This is a genomic window from Pseudomonas sp. Sample_20 (genome assembly GCF_004307585.1).
GTDB classification, from domain to species: domain Bacteria; phylum Pseudomonadota; class Gammaproteobacteria; order Pseudomonadales; family Pseudomonadaceae; genus Aquipseudomonas; species Aquipseudomonas atacamensis.
The window spans coordinates 14,826-29,724 of sequence record NZ_RCOA01000108.1 but is presented as its reverse complement, the minus strand read 5'-3'; the positions used below and the strand labels follow the sequence as shown (position 1 = coordinate 29,724).

12 protein-coding genes are annotated in these 14,899 nt (G+C 61.0%); 7 read left to right on the top strand and 5 right to left on the bottom strand.

Annotation, left to right across the window (positions count from 1 at the left end; all coding sequences use genetic code 11):
• Positions 1-109: 109 nt before the first annotated feature.
• The gene (locus D8U70_RS21525; RefSeq protein WP_130929675.1) at positions 110-1,132 is read left to right on the top strand and encodes a hypothetical protein; all 1,023 of its coding nucleotides are present in this window, start codon (positions 110-112) and stop codon (positions 1,130-1,132) included.
• A 90-nt stretch (positions 1,133-1,222) separates the two neighbouring features.
• On the top strand, positions 1,223-1,843 hold the full coding sequence (locus D8U70_RS21520) for a TetR/AcrR family transcriptional regulator (protein WP_130929674.1): 621 nt from the start codon (positions 1,223-1,225) through the stop codon (positions 1,841-1,843).
• A gap of 221 nt (positions 1,844-2,064) precedes the next feature.
• Here the strand turns inward: D8U70_RS21520 and preA are convergent, their stop codons facing one another.
• From preA to hydA, 3 genes are all read right to left on the bottom strand, one after another.
• Positions 2,065-3,339, bottom strand: coding sequence for an NAD-dependent dihydropyrimidine dehydrogenase subunit PreA (gene preA / locus D8U70_RS21515; protein WP_110601010.1), 1,275 nt, complete (start codon positions 3,337-3,339; stop codon positions 2,065-2,067).
• Entirely contained in the window at positions 3,340-4,707 is a 1,368-nt protein-coding gene (locus tag D8U70_RS21510) for an NAD(P)-dependent oxidoreductase (protein WP_122612559.1), read from the bottom strand.
• A 164-nt stretch (positions 4,708-4,871) separates the two neighbouring features.
• Complete coding sequence (gene hydA, locus D8U70_RS21505; RefSeq protein ID WP_130929673.1) at positions 4,872-6,311, bottom strand: dihydropyrimidinase; 1,440 nt, start codon at positions 6,309-6,311, stop codon at positions 4,872-4,874.
• 185 nt (positions 6,312-6,496) lie between these two features.
• Here hydA and D8U70_RS27795 point away from each other — a divergent pair, with 185 nt between their 5' ends.
• The 5 genes from D8U70_RS27795 to D8U70_RS21485 all read left to right on the top strand — a co-directional run bounded on the left by D8U70_RS27795 (position 6,497) and on the right by D8U70_RS21485 (position 11,936).
• On the top strand, positions 6,497-6,649 hold the full coding sequence (locus D8U70_RS27795) for a hypothetical protein (protein ID WP_163018901.1): 153 nt from the start codon (positions 6,497-6,499) through the stop codon (positions 6,647-6,649).
• A gap of 286 nt (positions 6,650-6,935) precedes the next feature.
• Complete coding sequence (locus D8U70_RS21500; protein WP_130929672.1) at positions 6,936-8,420, top strand: NCS1 family nucleobase:cation symporter-1; 1,485 nt, start codon at positions 6,936-6,938, stop codon at positions 8,418-8,420.
• 136 nt (positions 8,421-8,556) lie between these two features.
• Positions 8,557-9,840, top strand: a complete 1,284-nt coding sequence (locus D8U70_RS21495; protein WP_130929671.1) for a Zn-dependent hydrolase — start codon at positions 8,557-8,559, stop codon at positions 9,838-9,840.
• A gap of 201 nt (positions 9,841-10,041) precedes the next feature.
• Complete coding sequence (locus tag D8U70_RS21490; RefSeq protein ID WP_071172794.1) at positions 10,042-11,538, top strand: helix-turn-helix transcriptional regulator; 1,497 nt, start codon at positions 10,042-10,044, stop codon at positions 11,536-11,538.
• Between the two features lie 140 nt (positions 11,539-11,678).
• Positions 11,679-11,936 carry a DUF1652 domain-containing protein gene (locus D8U70_RS21485; protein WP_024013284.1) on the top strand — a complete coding sequence of 86 codons (258 nt, stop codon included), beginning with the start codon at positions 11,679-11,681 and terminating at the stop codon, positions 11,934-11,936.
• Positions 11,937-13,012: 1,076 nt separating this feature from the next.
• Here the strand turns inward: D8U70_RS21485 and D8U70_RS21475 are convergent.
• The gene (locus tag D8U70_RS21475; RefSeq protein WP_024013283.1) at positions 13,013-13,780 is read right to left on the bottom strand and encodes an SDR family oxidoreductase; all 768 of its coding nucleotides are present in this window, start codon (positions 13,778-13,780) and stop codon (positions 13,013-13,015) included.
• 37 nt (positions 13,781-13,817) lie between these two features.
• Positions 13,818-14,885: a phosphotransferase family protein gene (locus D8U70_RS21470; protein ID WP_110645591.1), complete on the bottom strand. Its 1,068-nt coding sequence runs from the start codon at positions 14,883-14,885 to the stop codon at positions 13,818-13,820.
• Positions 14,886-14,899: the final 14 nt, after the last annotated feature.

The window sequence follows — 14,899 nt, the reverse complement described above, 5'->3', positions numbered from 1 at the left end:
GATGTGGGAGCGAGCCTGCTCGCGAAGAGGCCGGAACCTTCAGCATCGAAATCGACTGACCTGCCTATACTCAAACCTGCACCTCCCCAAGCCAAAGGACACCACCACCGTGAACCCACGCGCGCTGGTCGTCGCCGCACTGTTTCTGCTGGCCGGCTGCGCCTCCTCGGCTCGGGCGCCGGTGAGCGCGCCGCAGGCGGTGGTGGTGTCGGCGCAAACCTGGCAGCAGATCGACCGCGAGATCCTCAGCGCATCGCAACAGGCCACCGAGCAGGTCAAGCTGTTCGCCCGTGGCTCGATGGAACATTGGCGCACTCGGGTCTATCAGCAAACTGAAGAAAATTTCATCCCTTGGTTCAGCAGCTACTGGACCCAGGAATGGCTGTCGATGAAGGTCAGTTGGTACACGATCAGCGCCGGCGGTGAGCAGGATGCTTCGGCGAAACGGCTGGCGGCGTATCTGCTTGAGCAATATCAGGAAAAAGTCCTCGCGCCGGTAGCAGTGGAGATCGATCCGGATGCGATCCTGGCGCAGGCCACGGCGTTCTACGCGCAGTTGATGGCGCAGCAGATGCCGCTCATCGCCCAGCGTCACGGTGTGCCGATGGCGCAGCTCAACGGGCGTTTGCAGAAGATCCCGGCCATCGCCCTCGGCCCGCCGCCGGCGCGGGATGCTTCGCTGTTCAAAGTCATCAGCACCGAGCCGCTGAACACCCTCCCGGCGTACGCCGCGCTGATCGATAAGATCCACACCGACGGCGGCGCCAAGGGCATCTCTTCCACCGAAGCAGCCATGGCCCCGGTGGCCAAGCGCGCCAGCCAGCGCATCGAAGCCGAAATGGCCCCGCGCGGCGCCGCCAGTGCGGTGGCGGCAGCAGCCGGGAAACTGGCCGGGGCGATGATTTCGGTCGGCGTGGCCGGCATACGCGCAATCATCCAGGCCAACGACCGCCCCGACAGTGAAGCGCTGATTCGCAGCAGCCTGGGCAACACCTTCGACAAGGCCTGGCAGAAGCTGCTGCAAAATCCGACCACGGGGGTAATGGCCGGCACGTTGCACATGGCCGGGCAGGTCGAAGGCAATTTGGGCGTGAGTGAACCAACGCCTATCGGTGTGAGCGCTGTGCCATAGCGCCTGCACCTGTGAAGTTTTGTTGGCGGCGGTCGCGCCCGGATCAGAGCGGATGCTAGTCTTGCGCAACGCTGTTGTCAGGGAGCCCACATGGGCAATCACAAGATCGAGATTCGCCGCAGTAACGTCGAGAAAATCCTGCTGGCGGCGGAAAAGGTTTTCGCCGAAAAAGGCTTCGGCAGCACCGCCATGGCGGACATCGCTGCCGAAGTGCAGTTGCCGCGTTCCAATCTGCATTACTACTTCAGCACCAAGAGCGAGCTGTACAGCGCAGTGCTGTTCGATCTGCTGGAAGTGTGGAAGCAGGACGCGCTGTGCTTCGAGATGTTCGACGACCCGCGCGTGGTGCTGAGCAGTTACATCCGCGCCAAGATGAATCATTCGCGCAGCCGGCCCTATGGCTCGAAAGTCTGGGCCAACGAGATCATCCACGGCGCGCCGACCCTGGGCGAAGCGCTGGATGCGAGCCTGTATGACTGGGCGAAGATGAAGGAGGCGAAGATTCGCCAGTGGGTCGAGGACAAGCGGATCCTGCCGGTGGAGCCGTCGGGTTTGCTGTACATGATCTGGGCGTCGACCCAGCACTACGCCGACTTTGATCATCAGGTGAATATTCTCAATGATCACCAGCCGTTGTCGGATATGCAGTTCGAGCGTGCGGTGCAGACCGTGACAGCTGTGATTTTGCGCGGGATCGGGCTGGAGCCTTGAAGAGCACCATCAAGGGCTTACCCTCACCCCAGCCCTCTCCCAGAGGGAGAGGGGGCCGACCGAGGTGTATTGAAAGGTACATCGACCTGAAAGACCGTGTCGATTATGGATTTGATCGGTCCCACGCTCCGCGTGGGAATGCTTCCAGGGACGCTCCGCGTTCCAATGGGACGCAGAGCGTCCCGGGCTGCATTCCCACGCAGGAGCGTGGGAACGATCAATTAAACCGCGACGTGATAGGGATTGCGCGGATCATGATTCCAGTCCAGAAACGGCTTGCCCGTGTCCATCGGCACCATCTCGATGCAGTCGGCCACGGGGCAGGTGATCTGGCACAGATTGCAGCCCACACATTCCTCATCGATCACTTCATATTTATGCGTACCGTCGGCCTGTTTCAAACTGCCGATCGCCTGGTGTGACGTGTCTTCGCAAGCAATGTGGCAACGCCCGCAACCGATGCACGCCTCTTGGTCGATCTTCGCGATCACCTGGTAGTTGATATCGAGGTACTTCCAATCCGTGGTGTTGCCCACGGCGCGCCCGGAAAACTCGGCGATATTGGCGTAACCCTGGCTGTCCATCCACCGCGACAAGCCGTCCTTCATCTCGTCGACAATGCGAAAACCATGCAGCATCGCCGCCGTGCACACCTGCACCGCGCCGCTGCCCAGCGCCATGAACTCCGCCGCGTCGCGCCAGCTGCCGATGCCGCCGATGCCGCAGATCGGCAAGCCCTGGGTCTGCGGATCACGGGCGATTTCCGCGACCATGTTCAGCGCAATTGGCTTGACCGCCGAACCGCAATAACCGCCGTGGGTGCTTTTGCTGCCGACGGTGGGCAGGGCGACCATGTGGTCCAGGTCGACGCTGGTGATCGAGTTGATCGTGTTGATCAGCGACACCGCATCGGCGCCACCACGATGCGCCGCCCGGGCAGCGACGCGGATGTCGGTGATGTTCGGGGTGAGTTTGACGATCACCGGCAGCGAGCAGTACGTCTTGCACCAGCGCGTCACCTGTTCGACATACTCCGGCACCTGGCCGACCGCCGCGCCCATGCCGCGTTCGGGCATGCCGTGGGGGCAGCCGAAGTTGAGTTCGATGCCGTCGGCGCCGGTGGCTTCGACCAGCGGCAGAATGTGTTTCCACGACTCCTCGACACACGGCACCATCAGCGACACGATCAGCGCGCGATCCGGCCAGTCCTTCTTCACCTGGGTGATTTCGCGCAGGTTGATTTCCAGCGAGCGGTCGGTGATCAGTTCGATGTTGTTGATGCCCAGCACTTCGCGATTGGCACCGTAATGCGCCGAATAACGCGAGGAAACGTTGACCGCCGCCGGATCCTCACCCAGGGTTTTCCAGACCACGCCACCCCAGCCCGCTTCGAACGCGCGGACCACGTTGTAGGCCTTGTCGGTGGGCGGCGCGGAAGCCAGCCAGAACGGGTTGGGCGCTTTGATACCGGCGAAGACTATCGAGAGATCGGCCATTTACGCAGCCTCCACGTTGAGCATCAGTTGAGCGTTGATCGCCTCGGCGGCGCGTTTGCCGTGCTGCACTGCTTGCACGGTGAGGTCCTGATCGAGGCTGGTGCAGTCGCCGCCGGCATACACGCCGGGGACGCTGGTGCGCAGGTGTTCATCGACCTCGATGCGTTCGCCCTGACGTTTGAGCTCGCGCGCCAACGGATCGCTGAGAGCGCTGTCATCGAAGCTCTGGCCGATGGCTTTGAAGATCGCATCGGCAGCCAGCTCGAAGGTTTCTCCGGTGGTTTGCAGACGGCCTTCAACCAGATCGGTGCGGGCGAAACGCATGCCGCGCACGCGGCCCTGATCATCGAGCAACACTTGCTCCGGCTGGGCCCAGGTCAGCAATCGCACCTGATTGGCTTTGGCGATGTCCTGCTCATGGTGGGTGGCGCCCATGTCTGCCGCACCACGGCGATACACCAGATTAACGTCGCGCGCGCCGAGGCGGGCCATTTGCACGGCCATGTCGATCGCGGTGTTGCCGGCGCCGAGAACGATGCAGCGTTCGGCCAAGGGCAGTTGCGTGAGGTCATCGGCCTGGCGCAGTTCGCGGATGTAGTCGGTGGCGGCGAGCAGGCCCGGCGCGTCTTCGTGGGCCAGACCGAGTTGCTTGCTGGCATTCAGGCCGAGGCCGAGGAATACCGCGTCAAACTGTTGATGCAGTTCGCTGAGAGTAAGATTTGCACCGAGTTTCTGGCCGTGGCGGATTTCTATCCCGCCAATCTGCAGGAGAAAGTCCAGCTCCTTCTGCGCGTAGTCATCGACCAGTTTGTACTTGGCGATGCCGTACTCGTTGAGCCCGCCGGCCTTTTCCCGTGCTTCGAAAATCACCACGTCATGCCCGTGCATCGCGCTGCGATGGGCGCAGGACAACCCGGCCGGCCCGGCGCCGACCACGGCGATACGTTTGCCTGTGGCCGGGGCGCGCTGGAACGGATGCTCGGCGAAATGCGCGTTGTCCACGGCATAACGTTGCAGCAGACCAATCAGCACCGGCGCGCATTCCTGCGCGTTGTTGCGCACGCAGGCCTGCTGGCAGAGGATTTCCGTCGGACAGACCCGCGCGCAACTGCCGCCGAGGATGTTTGCCGAGAGGATCTTTTGCGCCGCGCCCTGAACGTTGTCCTGATGGATGTTGCGGATGAACGACGGGATATCGATTTCGCTGGGGCATGCGTTGACGCAAGGCGCGTCGTAGCAATACAGGCAGCGCGAGGCTTCCAGATGCGCCTGCCGGGCATTGAGCGGCGGCGCCAGATCAGTGAAATGGCCGGCGAGGGCGGCCGCGCTTTCGTGCGGGTGGGGAAGGTGGTTCAGGGTCTCGATCACGGTTTATGGCCTCATGGCTAATTGAGGTGCTGCCTCTGGTGGGCAGTGGTTGATCGTTCCCACGCTCTGCGTGGGAATGCCTCAAGGGACGCTCTGCGTTCCAATGGGACGCAGAGCGTCCCGGGCTGCATTCCCATGCAGAGCATGGGAACGATCACTAGGGGTCAGCGTTTGACGGCAGTCGGCTTATGCAACTCCGCCCGCTTGCTCAACAAATCAAACACCGCCGGGTAGGCCGGCCGTTCGATGTAGCGTCCGGCGCCGCGTTCGGCGCGCAGGTCGCCGTCGGCCCAGACCACGCGGCCCTGGCTGACGGTGTGGCTCGGCACGCCGCGCACGGTCTTGCCTTCGAAGATGTTGAAGTCCACCTGCTGATGGTGGGTCTTGGCGGAAATGGTCCGAGTGCCTTGCGGATCCCACAGCACCAGATCGGCATCGGCGCCCACGCGGATCGCACCTTTGCGTGGATAGAGATTGAATATCTTCGCGGTGTTGGTGGAGGTCAGCGCGACGAAATCCTGCATCGACAATCGTCCGGAGTTGACGCCTTCATCCCACAACACTGCCATGCGGTCTTCGATACCGGCGGTGCCGTTGGGAATCTTGCTGAAGTCGTCGCGGCCGGCGGCTTTCTGCTCGGCGCAGAAGCAGCAGTGGTCGGTGGCGGTGGTGTGCAGATTGCCGTTCTGCAGCCCGTGCCACAGCGCCTCCTGATGGCCGCGCGGACGGAACGGCGGGCTCATCACGTAGCCGGCGGCGGTCTGCCAGTCCGGGTGTTGATAGACGCTGTCGTCGAGCAGCAAGTGCCCGGCCAGCACCTCGCCGTAAACCGGCTGGCCCTTGCTGCGTGCGTAGGTGATTTCGTCCAGAGCTTCCTTGGTGGAAACGTGCACCAGATACAACGGCGTGCCGATGGTTTCGGCAATGCGGATCGCCCGGCTCGCGGCTTCACCTTCGACCTGCGAAGGCCGCGACAGCGGATGCGCTTCCGGCCCGGTAATGCCCTGGGCCATCAGCTTGCGTTGCAGGTGATAGACCAGCTCGCCATTTTCCGCGTGCACGGTCGGCACCGCACCAAGTTCCAGGCAGCGCTCGAAACTCGCCACCAGAGTGTCGTCGGCGGCCATGATCGCGTTCTTGTAGGCCATGAAATGCTTGAAGCTGTTGATGCCGTGGTGGCTGACCAGCTCGGCCATTTCCTCGCGCACCTGCTCGCTCCACCAAGTGATCGCGACGTGGAAGCCATAGTCCGACGCAGACTTTTGCGCCCAGCCGCGCCACTGATGAAACGCTTCCATCAGCGATTGCTGCGGATTGGGAATCACGAAATCGATAATCGAGGTGGTGCCGCCGGCCAGGCCGGCAGCGGTGCCGCTGTAAAAATCCTCGCTGGCAACGGTGCCCATGAACGGCAGTTGCATATGCGTATGCGGATCGATGCCGCCGGGCATCAGGTACTGGCCACTGCCGTCGAGCATTTCTGCGCCGGCGGGAATGTCGAGGTTTTCACCAATGGCTTTGATCAAGCCGTCAGCGCAATAGACGTCGGCGCGGTAACTTTCATCATGGGTAACAACGGTGGCGCCACGGATCAACAGAGACATTCCGGATTCCTCGCAGGCATGACCGACTTGTGTCGGTTCTAGATGTTTTATTGAAGTACAGCGGCGCAGTTCTTATTCCTGTCATCGCTGTCAGGAATAGAAACTAGTCGCGATTTCAAGAATGATCAAGAATATTTTTTATAAGCTTATAGCTCTTTCAAGCTATTGATAAATAAGGATAAATAATGAAAATCACCAAAATGGTGAGGCTGCTCACCATTTTGACGCACTTGACAGGATGGAAATATGAGCAAGATTTCCTATGTGAAATCAGCCGCTTGAAGTTGTGCTGCGGTTGCGGGTTCACCGACAAAAATAAATGCAGTGCACCAGTTTGAGTCCTGACACTTCGGACAACTTGCCCGACGTTTAGCCTGAGCGTTCAGACAAGTTTTCCCGGACTCATCGAATATTCAATTAAAACTGATGAATATCAGAAAGTTGCAAAGCGTGCAGTGCACCGCCCAAGCGTTAAGCGCCAGACCCGGCACGTTTATTGATGCCGCCGCTGACACCATGGCCGGTGCATGAAAGTTGTCAGTTCCTCCGGCCATCGTCCGGCTGGCGCCGTATGCGCCAGCCGCCTGATGAGCAAAAAATAATCAGAAGAACAGTGGAGCGGCCATGCAACAGACCAGATCACAAGTGACCGAGCGCGACGGCTTGTACGAGCTCGAAGCGGGCAGTGATGTCCTCGACAGTCCCCGCTACAACCACGACATGGCACCGACCAAGGTGCGCGAACGCACCTGGAACAAATGGCACATCACCGCGCTGTGGGTCGGGATGTCGATTTGCGTGCCGACCTACACCCTCGGCGGCGTGCTCACCGCCTATTTCGGCTTGAGCGTTGGCGAAGCGCTGCTGGCGATTCTGTTTGCCAACGTCATCGTGTTGATTCCGCTGACCCTGAATGCCTTCCCCGGCACCAAGTACGGCATTCCGTTTCCGGTGCTGCTGCGCTCGTCGTTCGGCATTCTCGGTTCCAACGTGCCGTGCCTGATCCGCGCGTTGGTGGCGTGTGGCTGGTTCGGCATTCAGACCATGTTCGGCGGACTGGCGATTCACCTGTTTCTCGGCTCGGTGTTCGAGGGCTGGAAATCCCTCGGCGGCACCGGCGAGGTGATCGGTTTCATGGTGTTCTGGGCGCTGAATCTGTGGGTGGTGATTCGCGGTGCCGAGTCGATCAAATGGCTGGAAACCTTGTCGGCGCCGTTGCTGGTGGCGGTGGGCATCGGCCTGCTGGTGTGGGCGATGCCCAATGTGTCGATGACTGAGTTGCTGGCGATCCCGCCCAAGCGTCCGGAAGGCGCCAGCGTGGTCAGTTACTTCGCGGCAGGGCTGACGGCGATGGTCGGGTTCTGGGCCACGCTGTCGCTGAACATTCCCGACTTCAGCCGCTACGCCAAGAGCCAGAAGGATCAGATCCTCGGGCAGATTTTCGGCCTGCCGCTGACCATGTTCCTCTTCGCCGCGCTGGGCGTGGTGATGACCGCCGCATCGGTGAAACTGGTCGGCGTCACCGTGTCCGACCCGGTCACGCTGATCGGCCATATCCAGAGCCCGGTGTGGGTCGCTGTGGCCATGGCGCTGATCATCGTTGCCACACTGTCGACCAACACCGCCGCCAATATCGTCTCGCCAACCAATGACTTCCAGAACATCGCGCCGAAGGTGATCAACCGCACCAAAGCGGTGTTGCTCACCGGTCTGGTCGGGCTGGTGCTGATGGGCCATGAACTGATGAAAAAGCTTGGCCTGATCGTTTCCGACATCAGCCTGGAAACCGTGTATTCGAACTGGCTGCTGGGCTACTCAAGCCTGCTCGGGCCGATCGCCGGGATCATGGTGGTGGATTATTTCCTGATCAAGAAACAGCGACTGGACCTCGCCGGGCTGTACCGCGATGACGTGTATCCGGCGTGGAACTGGGCCGGTTTTCTCGCCTTTGGCGTGCCGGTGGCGCTGACCTTGCTGTCGCTGGGCAGCGACGCGTTCAGCTGGTTCTACATCTATGGCTGGTTCACCGGCTCGGCGCTGGGCGGGATTATTTATTACGGGTTGTGCGTGATGCGGGCGCAGCCTTCTGCCGTGAAAACAGCGGTGTAACACATGATCGTTCCCACGCTCTGCGTGGGAATGCAGCCCGGGACGCTCCGCGTCCCAACAGCGGACGCAGAGCGTCCGTGGATGAATGCCCACGCAGAGCATGGGCACTATCGGCATCAGCATTGAGGAGATCCCCATGAACGCAGCCGTAGACGTTCTGAAGTCCACCCATCAGCACATCAACCGCGATCGCCTCTGGGCCTCGCTCATGGAACTGGCGAAACTCGGCGCCACGATCAAGGGCGGCGTCTGTCGCCTGGCCCTGACCGACCTCGACCGCCAGGCCCGCGACCTGTTCGTGCAGTGGTGCAAGGACGCCGGTTGCAACGTCACGGTCGATGCCGTCGGCAACATTTTCGCCCGCCGCGCCGGGCGCAACCCGAGCCTGCCGCCGGTGATGACCGGCAGCCACATCGACACCCAGCCCACCGGTGGCAAGTTCGACGGTTGCTTCGGCGTGCTCGCCGGCGTCGAAGTGCTGCGTACCCTCAACGACCTCGGCGTGGAAACCGAAGCGCCGCTGGAAGTGGTGGTCTGGACCAACGAAGAGGGCTCGCGCTTCGCCCCGTGCATGATGGGCTCCGGAGTCTTCGCCGAGAAATTCACCCTCGAAGAAACCCTCGCTAAGGTCGATGCCGACGGCGTCACCGTTGGCGAGGCGCTGAACGCCATCGGCTACGCCGGCCCGCGCAAGGTCAGCGGGCATGCGGTTGGCGCGTATTTCGAAGCGCACATCGAACAAGGCCCGATTCTCGAGGACGAAGAGAAAACCATCGGCGTGGTACTCGGCGCGCTCGGGCAGAAGTGGTTCGACCTGAAATTGCGCGGCGTCGAAGCCCACGCCGGCCCGACGCCGATGCACCTGCGCAAGGACGCCCTGGTCGGTGCCTCGGTGATCGTCGGCGCCGTCAACCGCGCCGCCCTCGGCCATCAGCCCCACGCCTGCGGCACGGTCGGCTGCCTGCAAGCCTATCCCGGCTCGCGCAACGTGATCCCCGGCGAAGTGCGCATGACCCTCGACTTCCGGCATCTGGAGCCGGCGCGGCTGGATTCGATGATTGCCGAAGTGAAACAAGTGATCGAGGCGACCTGCGAAGAGCACGGCCTTACCTACGAATTGACCCCGACCGCCGACTTCCCGCCGCTGTACTTCGAAAAGGGCTGTGTGGAGGCGGTGCGCGGCGCCGCGAAAGGGCTGGGTCTGTCGCACATGGACATTGTCAGTGGCGCCGGGCATGACGCGATCTTTCTCGCCGAGCTCGGTCCGGCCGGGATGATCTTCGTGCCGTGCGAGGGTGGGATCAGCCACAACGAAATCGAGAATGCCGCACCGGATGATCTCGCGGCAGGGTGTGCGGTGTTACTAAGGGCGATGCTCGCGGCTTCGGCGATGGTGGCGGCCAGCGAGCGTGCCGCCTAAGGTAAACACACCAAGCAAACCTTTGGAAGCGAGCCTGCTCGCGAATGCGCCGGGTCAGTCACCGAATGGTCCATCTGAGCCAGCGCTTTCGCCAGCAGGCTCGCTCCCACAGGGGATTTTTGGCGATTTTGACGCTGTGGCACGATCCCGAGCCGCTGCGGTCGTACTCTTCACCTAGCCGCATCACAGTGTGGAGATCCAATGAGCCAGGAAGTCCTGACCACCGAAACCAACCGTCGCCAGTTGCAGCAGATCATTGCCGGGCTGTCGGACGGGGTGATTCTGCTGGAACTCGACAAAAGCATTCTCTGGGCCAACGAAGCGGCGCTGACCATGCACGGTGTCAGCACCATCGGTGATCTGGGCAGCAACGCCGACGAGTATGCCAAACGCTTCACGCTGCGCTATCGCAACAATCATGTCTTGCCGCCGGACAACTACCCGATCAGCCGCGTCGCCCGCTGCGAGGCGTTCAATGATGTGCTGATCGAAGTTTCGTCCGTGGACGACCCGGAGCGGGTCTGGGTGCACAGCGTGCGCAGCATGGTGCTGACCGACCGCGTCGGCCAGCCCGAGTCGCTGGTGCTGATCATGAGCGACGTTACCGACTGGGCCAACGCCGAGCTGCGTTTCGAAAAAACCTTCAACGCCAACCCTGCGCCGGCAGTGATCTGTCGTCTCAGCGATTTGCGTTACATCAAGGTCAACCCGGGCTTTCTGGAAATGACCGGCTATACCCGCGATCAGGTGATCGGCACCTCGGCGTATGAAATCGATATTTTCGAACAGGCCGATCAGCGCGATCTGGCCGTTCAGCGCTTGCGCGATGTCGCGACCATTCCGCAGATGCAGGCGGAGTTGCGCCTCCCCGACGGTGGCAGTAAACAGGTGATCGTTGCCGGTCAGCCGCTGCTGCTCAATGACGAGAATTGCATGCTGTTCTCTTTCGTCGACATGGAGCCTCGGCGCCGGGTCGAAGTGGCCTTGCGTCAGAGCGAGGAGCGCTTTGCCAAGGCTTTTCGTCTGACTCCGGTACCGATTCTGATCTGCACCGCGGAAAAGCAGGAGGTCATCGACGTCAATCAGGCGTTCCTCGATACCCTGGCCTATGACAGCGATGACGTACTCGGCAAAACCGTGACGCAATTGAGCTTCATCCACGATGACGGCGCGCGCACCCGGTTATTGTCGGCGTTGGCGAAGAACGGTCGGGTCGATCGGGTCGACGTGCCGGTGCGCAAGAAGGACGAGGAGTTGCTGGAGTGTGCGGTCTCGGCCGACACCGTGAACATTCACGACACGTCCTGCTATTTGCTGGTGTTGATGGACATGACCGAGCGCAAGCGCACGGAGCTGGAGCTGGTCGCGGCGATTGAAGAGGTGATGAAGGATGCGTCGTGGTTCAGCCGAACGCTGATCGAGAAGCTGGCCAACGTGAAGAAGATCAACTCGCCGCAGCTGCCCAGTGCCTCATTCACTGACCTGACGGCCCGTGAGCGCGATGTCCTGGGCTTGATCTGTGAAGGTCTGGCAGACAAGGAGATCGCTGCGCGGTTGAAGCTGGCGCCCAATACCGTGCGCAATCATGTGGCCACCGTGTACTCGAAAATCGATGTGCATAGCCGCAGCGAGGCGATCGTCTGGGCTCGGGAGCGCGGTTTGTTTTCGGGAGAGTGGGGCACCAAGGGCCAGCGTTGAGGGGTGCAAATGCACTAGTTACAAGGGTGCAAATTCATGTATTGGCCAAGGCGTTGTGTTCTTAGGCTGGTGGGGTGCGGTGTAGACCATTTCGGGTTTGCGATCGTGCCCCTTTTGAAACAGTCATAGGAACAACGTCAATGATGAATCTTGCGCAGTTGCGCGCTCGGCTCGAGCACAGTTTTGCGCCGCTGGCTTGTGAGTGTTCGGTGGATGGTGATCATTCGCTGACGGTCAAGTTGTATCACCGGGATTCGGGGCAGGTGGATCTGGTGATCAGCGGGCTGGATCTGGCTTCGCTGCGTACGCCTGGGGCGGTCGAGGCGTTGGTGGATGAGTTGCGGTATGAGCTTGAGAGCAATTCCTTGCGTTCTTCGCGGGATCCGGATTTGGCTTAAGCGCGCTTTGGTCTTGGCGGCCTTTGGGCCGGCCATGCTCTGGGTGGTTGGGGTGAATATCCGTTTCTGCGGGTGTTGCGGCTGGCGGTTTCGCCCTTACGGCGAGTCACCTTTTCCAAACGCCGAAAAGGTAACCGAAAAGGCTTGCTCCTGCGTTCGGCCCTCGCAGGCTCGGGTTCCTTCGCTCCGGGACTGATCCGGGCGCAGCGGCTACGGTTTGCTTCGCTGCACCTCCTTCCGCTGTGTACGACTGCGTCGTACGGTCGCTGCGCTCCCACGCCCGGATCAATCCCTCCACTCAGCCTTCCGACGTCGCCTGTGAATCAAGATCAAAAGCGGTACTCGAGCTAACGCTCATTGTTTTGAGTGATGAAAAGCGGATGAGCTTTGCTTTTTGCTTTTCTGTGGGAGCGAGCTTGCTCGCGAAGGCGGCCTGACAGCCGACCTGGTTGTTACCGAACTCACTCGATCAAAACTGTAGGAGTGAGCCTGCTCGCGATGAGGCCCTCGCCGACGACCATAATCCCAATCCAGCCCTCTACCGGAAACACCCCGCAAAACCGACAGCCAATCCCACCCAATCTCCCCAATCCACTGGCGCTAACAAGGCGCTCAGCTATAAAGAATGAGTGGTCAGGTCTTCCGCGGCCGGTTGGGTTGCGGGAGTTTGTCTCCCTTTACCGCGGGTCGTCCTATGAATAATCCTGGGAAACGCGTATTGCCGTTGGCTTTTCTTGCTGTGCTGTTGGCCGGTTGTTCCAGTCCTCCACCGCCTGCGCCTGTCGCGCCGCCGCCACCGCCGGAACGTCGGTGTGAGGTGTTGGAGAATACTGAGGTTGCCGGGGATATGTATGTCGATGGGCAAGTAACGCGCCACATCACCACTACCCGTTGCATAACCCAATAAGATTCGCGATTCCTCGATTCCTCGATTGCACGAAGCCTGAAACCCAGCAGTGACCCTGTGGGAGCGAGCCTGCTCGCGAATGCGTGGTATCAGTCAAAACATAGCTGACTGACACAACGCCTTCGCGAGCAGGCTCGCTCCCACACGGGTGAGCAATTTGCCCTGGAAATCAGGACAGGAATCCGCCATCCACATTCAGCGCAACGCCAGTGGTGTAGCTCGACGCATCGCTGGCCAGGTACAGCACCGCGCCGGCCATTTCGCTTGGGTCGGCTACGCGTTTGAGCGGGATCTGGGTCAATGCCTGTTTCAGAATCGCATCGTTCTTGACCAGCGCCGAGGCGAATTTGGTGTCGGTCAGGCCAGGGAGCAGGGCGTTGCAGCGGATGCCGAATTGCGCGCATTCCTTGGCGAAGACTTTGGTCATGTTGATGACCGCCGCTTTGGTTACCGAATAGATGCCCTGGAAAATGCCCGGCGAGATGCCGTTGATCGAGGCGACGTTGATGATGCTGCCGCCACCGTTTTCGCGCATGAGCTTGCCGGCTTCGACCGACATGAAGAAGTAGCCACGAATGTTCACATCGACGGTCTTCTGGAACGCACCGAGATCGGTGTCGAGCACGTTGCAGAATTGCGGGTTGGTCGCGGCGTTGTTGACCAGGATGTCGAGGCGGCCGAATTGTTCCTTGATCCCGGCGAAGACCTGGCTGATCTGCTCCATCTCACCGATGTGGCAGGCTACGGCTGTCGCCTTGCCGCCGGCGGCGGTGATGGCGTCGGCGACGTGTTGGCAGCCTTCGAGCTTGCGGCTCGAAACAATTACATGGGCGCCTTGCTGGGCCAGCAGTTTGGCGATGGCTTCACCGATGCCACGGCTGGCACCGGAGACGAAAGCGATTTTGCCGTCGAGGTCGAACAACTGAGTCTTGGACATGGGTTTCCCTTGTTGGAAGTCTTGTTATTGGCCCGGATCAGAGGCTGGATTTCTCGATGACCTGCAGGCTCATCTGCTCCAGCAGTTTGTTCATGTGAATGAACTGCGCGAAGCGTTTGTCCTGCGTCTGGCCATGGTAGAAGCGGTAGTAGATCTGCTGCACGATGCCGGCCAGGCGGAACAGGCCGTAGGTGTAGTAGAAGTCGAAATTGTCGATGCGGATGCCCGAGCGCTCGGCGTAGTAGTCGACGAATTCGCGGCGGGTCAGCATGCCCGGTGCGTGGCTTGGCTGGCGGCGCATCAGTTGCACCGGTGCCGGGTCGCCGGCTTCGATCCAGTAGGCGAGTGTGTTGCCCAGGTCCATCAGCGGGTCGCCGAGAGTGGTCAGTTCCCAGTCGAGCACACCGATGATCTGCATCGGATTGGCCGGGTCGAGGATGACGTTGTCGAAGCGATAGTCGTTGTGGACGATGCTCGAGGTCGGGTGGTCGGCCGGCATCTTGTCGTTGAGCCAGGCTTTGACTGCTTCCCAGTGCGGCGCGTCCGGGGTCAGGGCTTTTTCGTAGCGCTCGCTCCAGCCCTTGATCTGCCGGGCGACGTAGCCTTCAGGCTTGCCCAGATCGCCGAGGCCGCAGGCGTTGTAATCGACCCGATGCAGTTCGACGAACCGGTCGATGAAGCTTTTGCACAGCGCTTCGGTTTTCGCCGAATCAAGGCCCAGTTCCGGCGGCAGTTCGGCGCGCAGGATGATGCCCTTGACCCGTTCCATCACATAGAACTCGGCGCCGATGACGGCTTCGTCAGTGCAATGCACGTAGGCCTTCGGGCAATACGGAAAGCCGTCGCGCAGTTGGTTGAGAATGCGGAACTCACGGCCCATGTCGTGGGCGGATTTGGCCTTGTGGCCGAACGGCGGACGGCGCAGAACGAACTCTTGCTCGGGGTATTCCAGCAGGTAGGTCAGGTTCGACGCGCCGCCGGGAAACTGGCTGATCTGCGGCGTGCCGGTCAGGCCGGGAATGTGCGCCTTGAGGTACGGATCGATCAGGCTGGCATCGAGTTCTTCGCCCGCGCGGATCCGGGTGGACTGGTCAGTAAGCGCCATGCTTATCCCTTCTG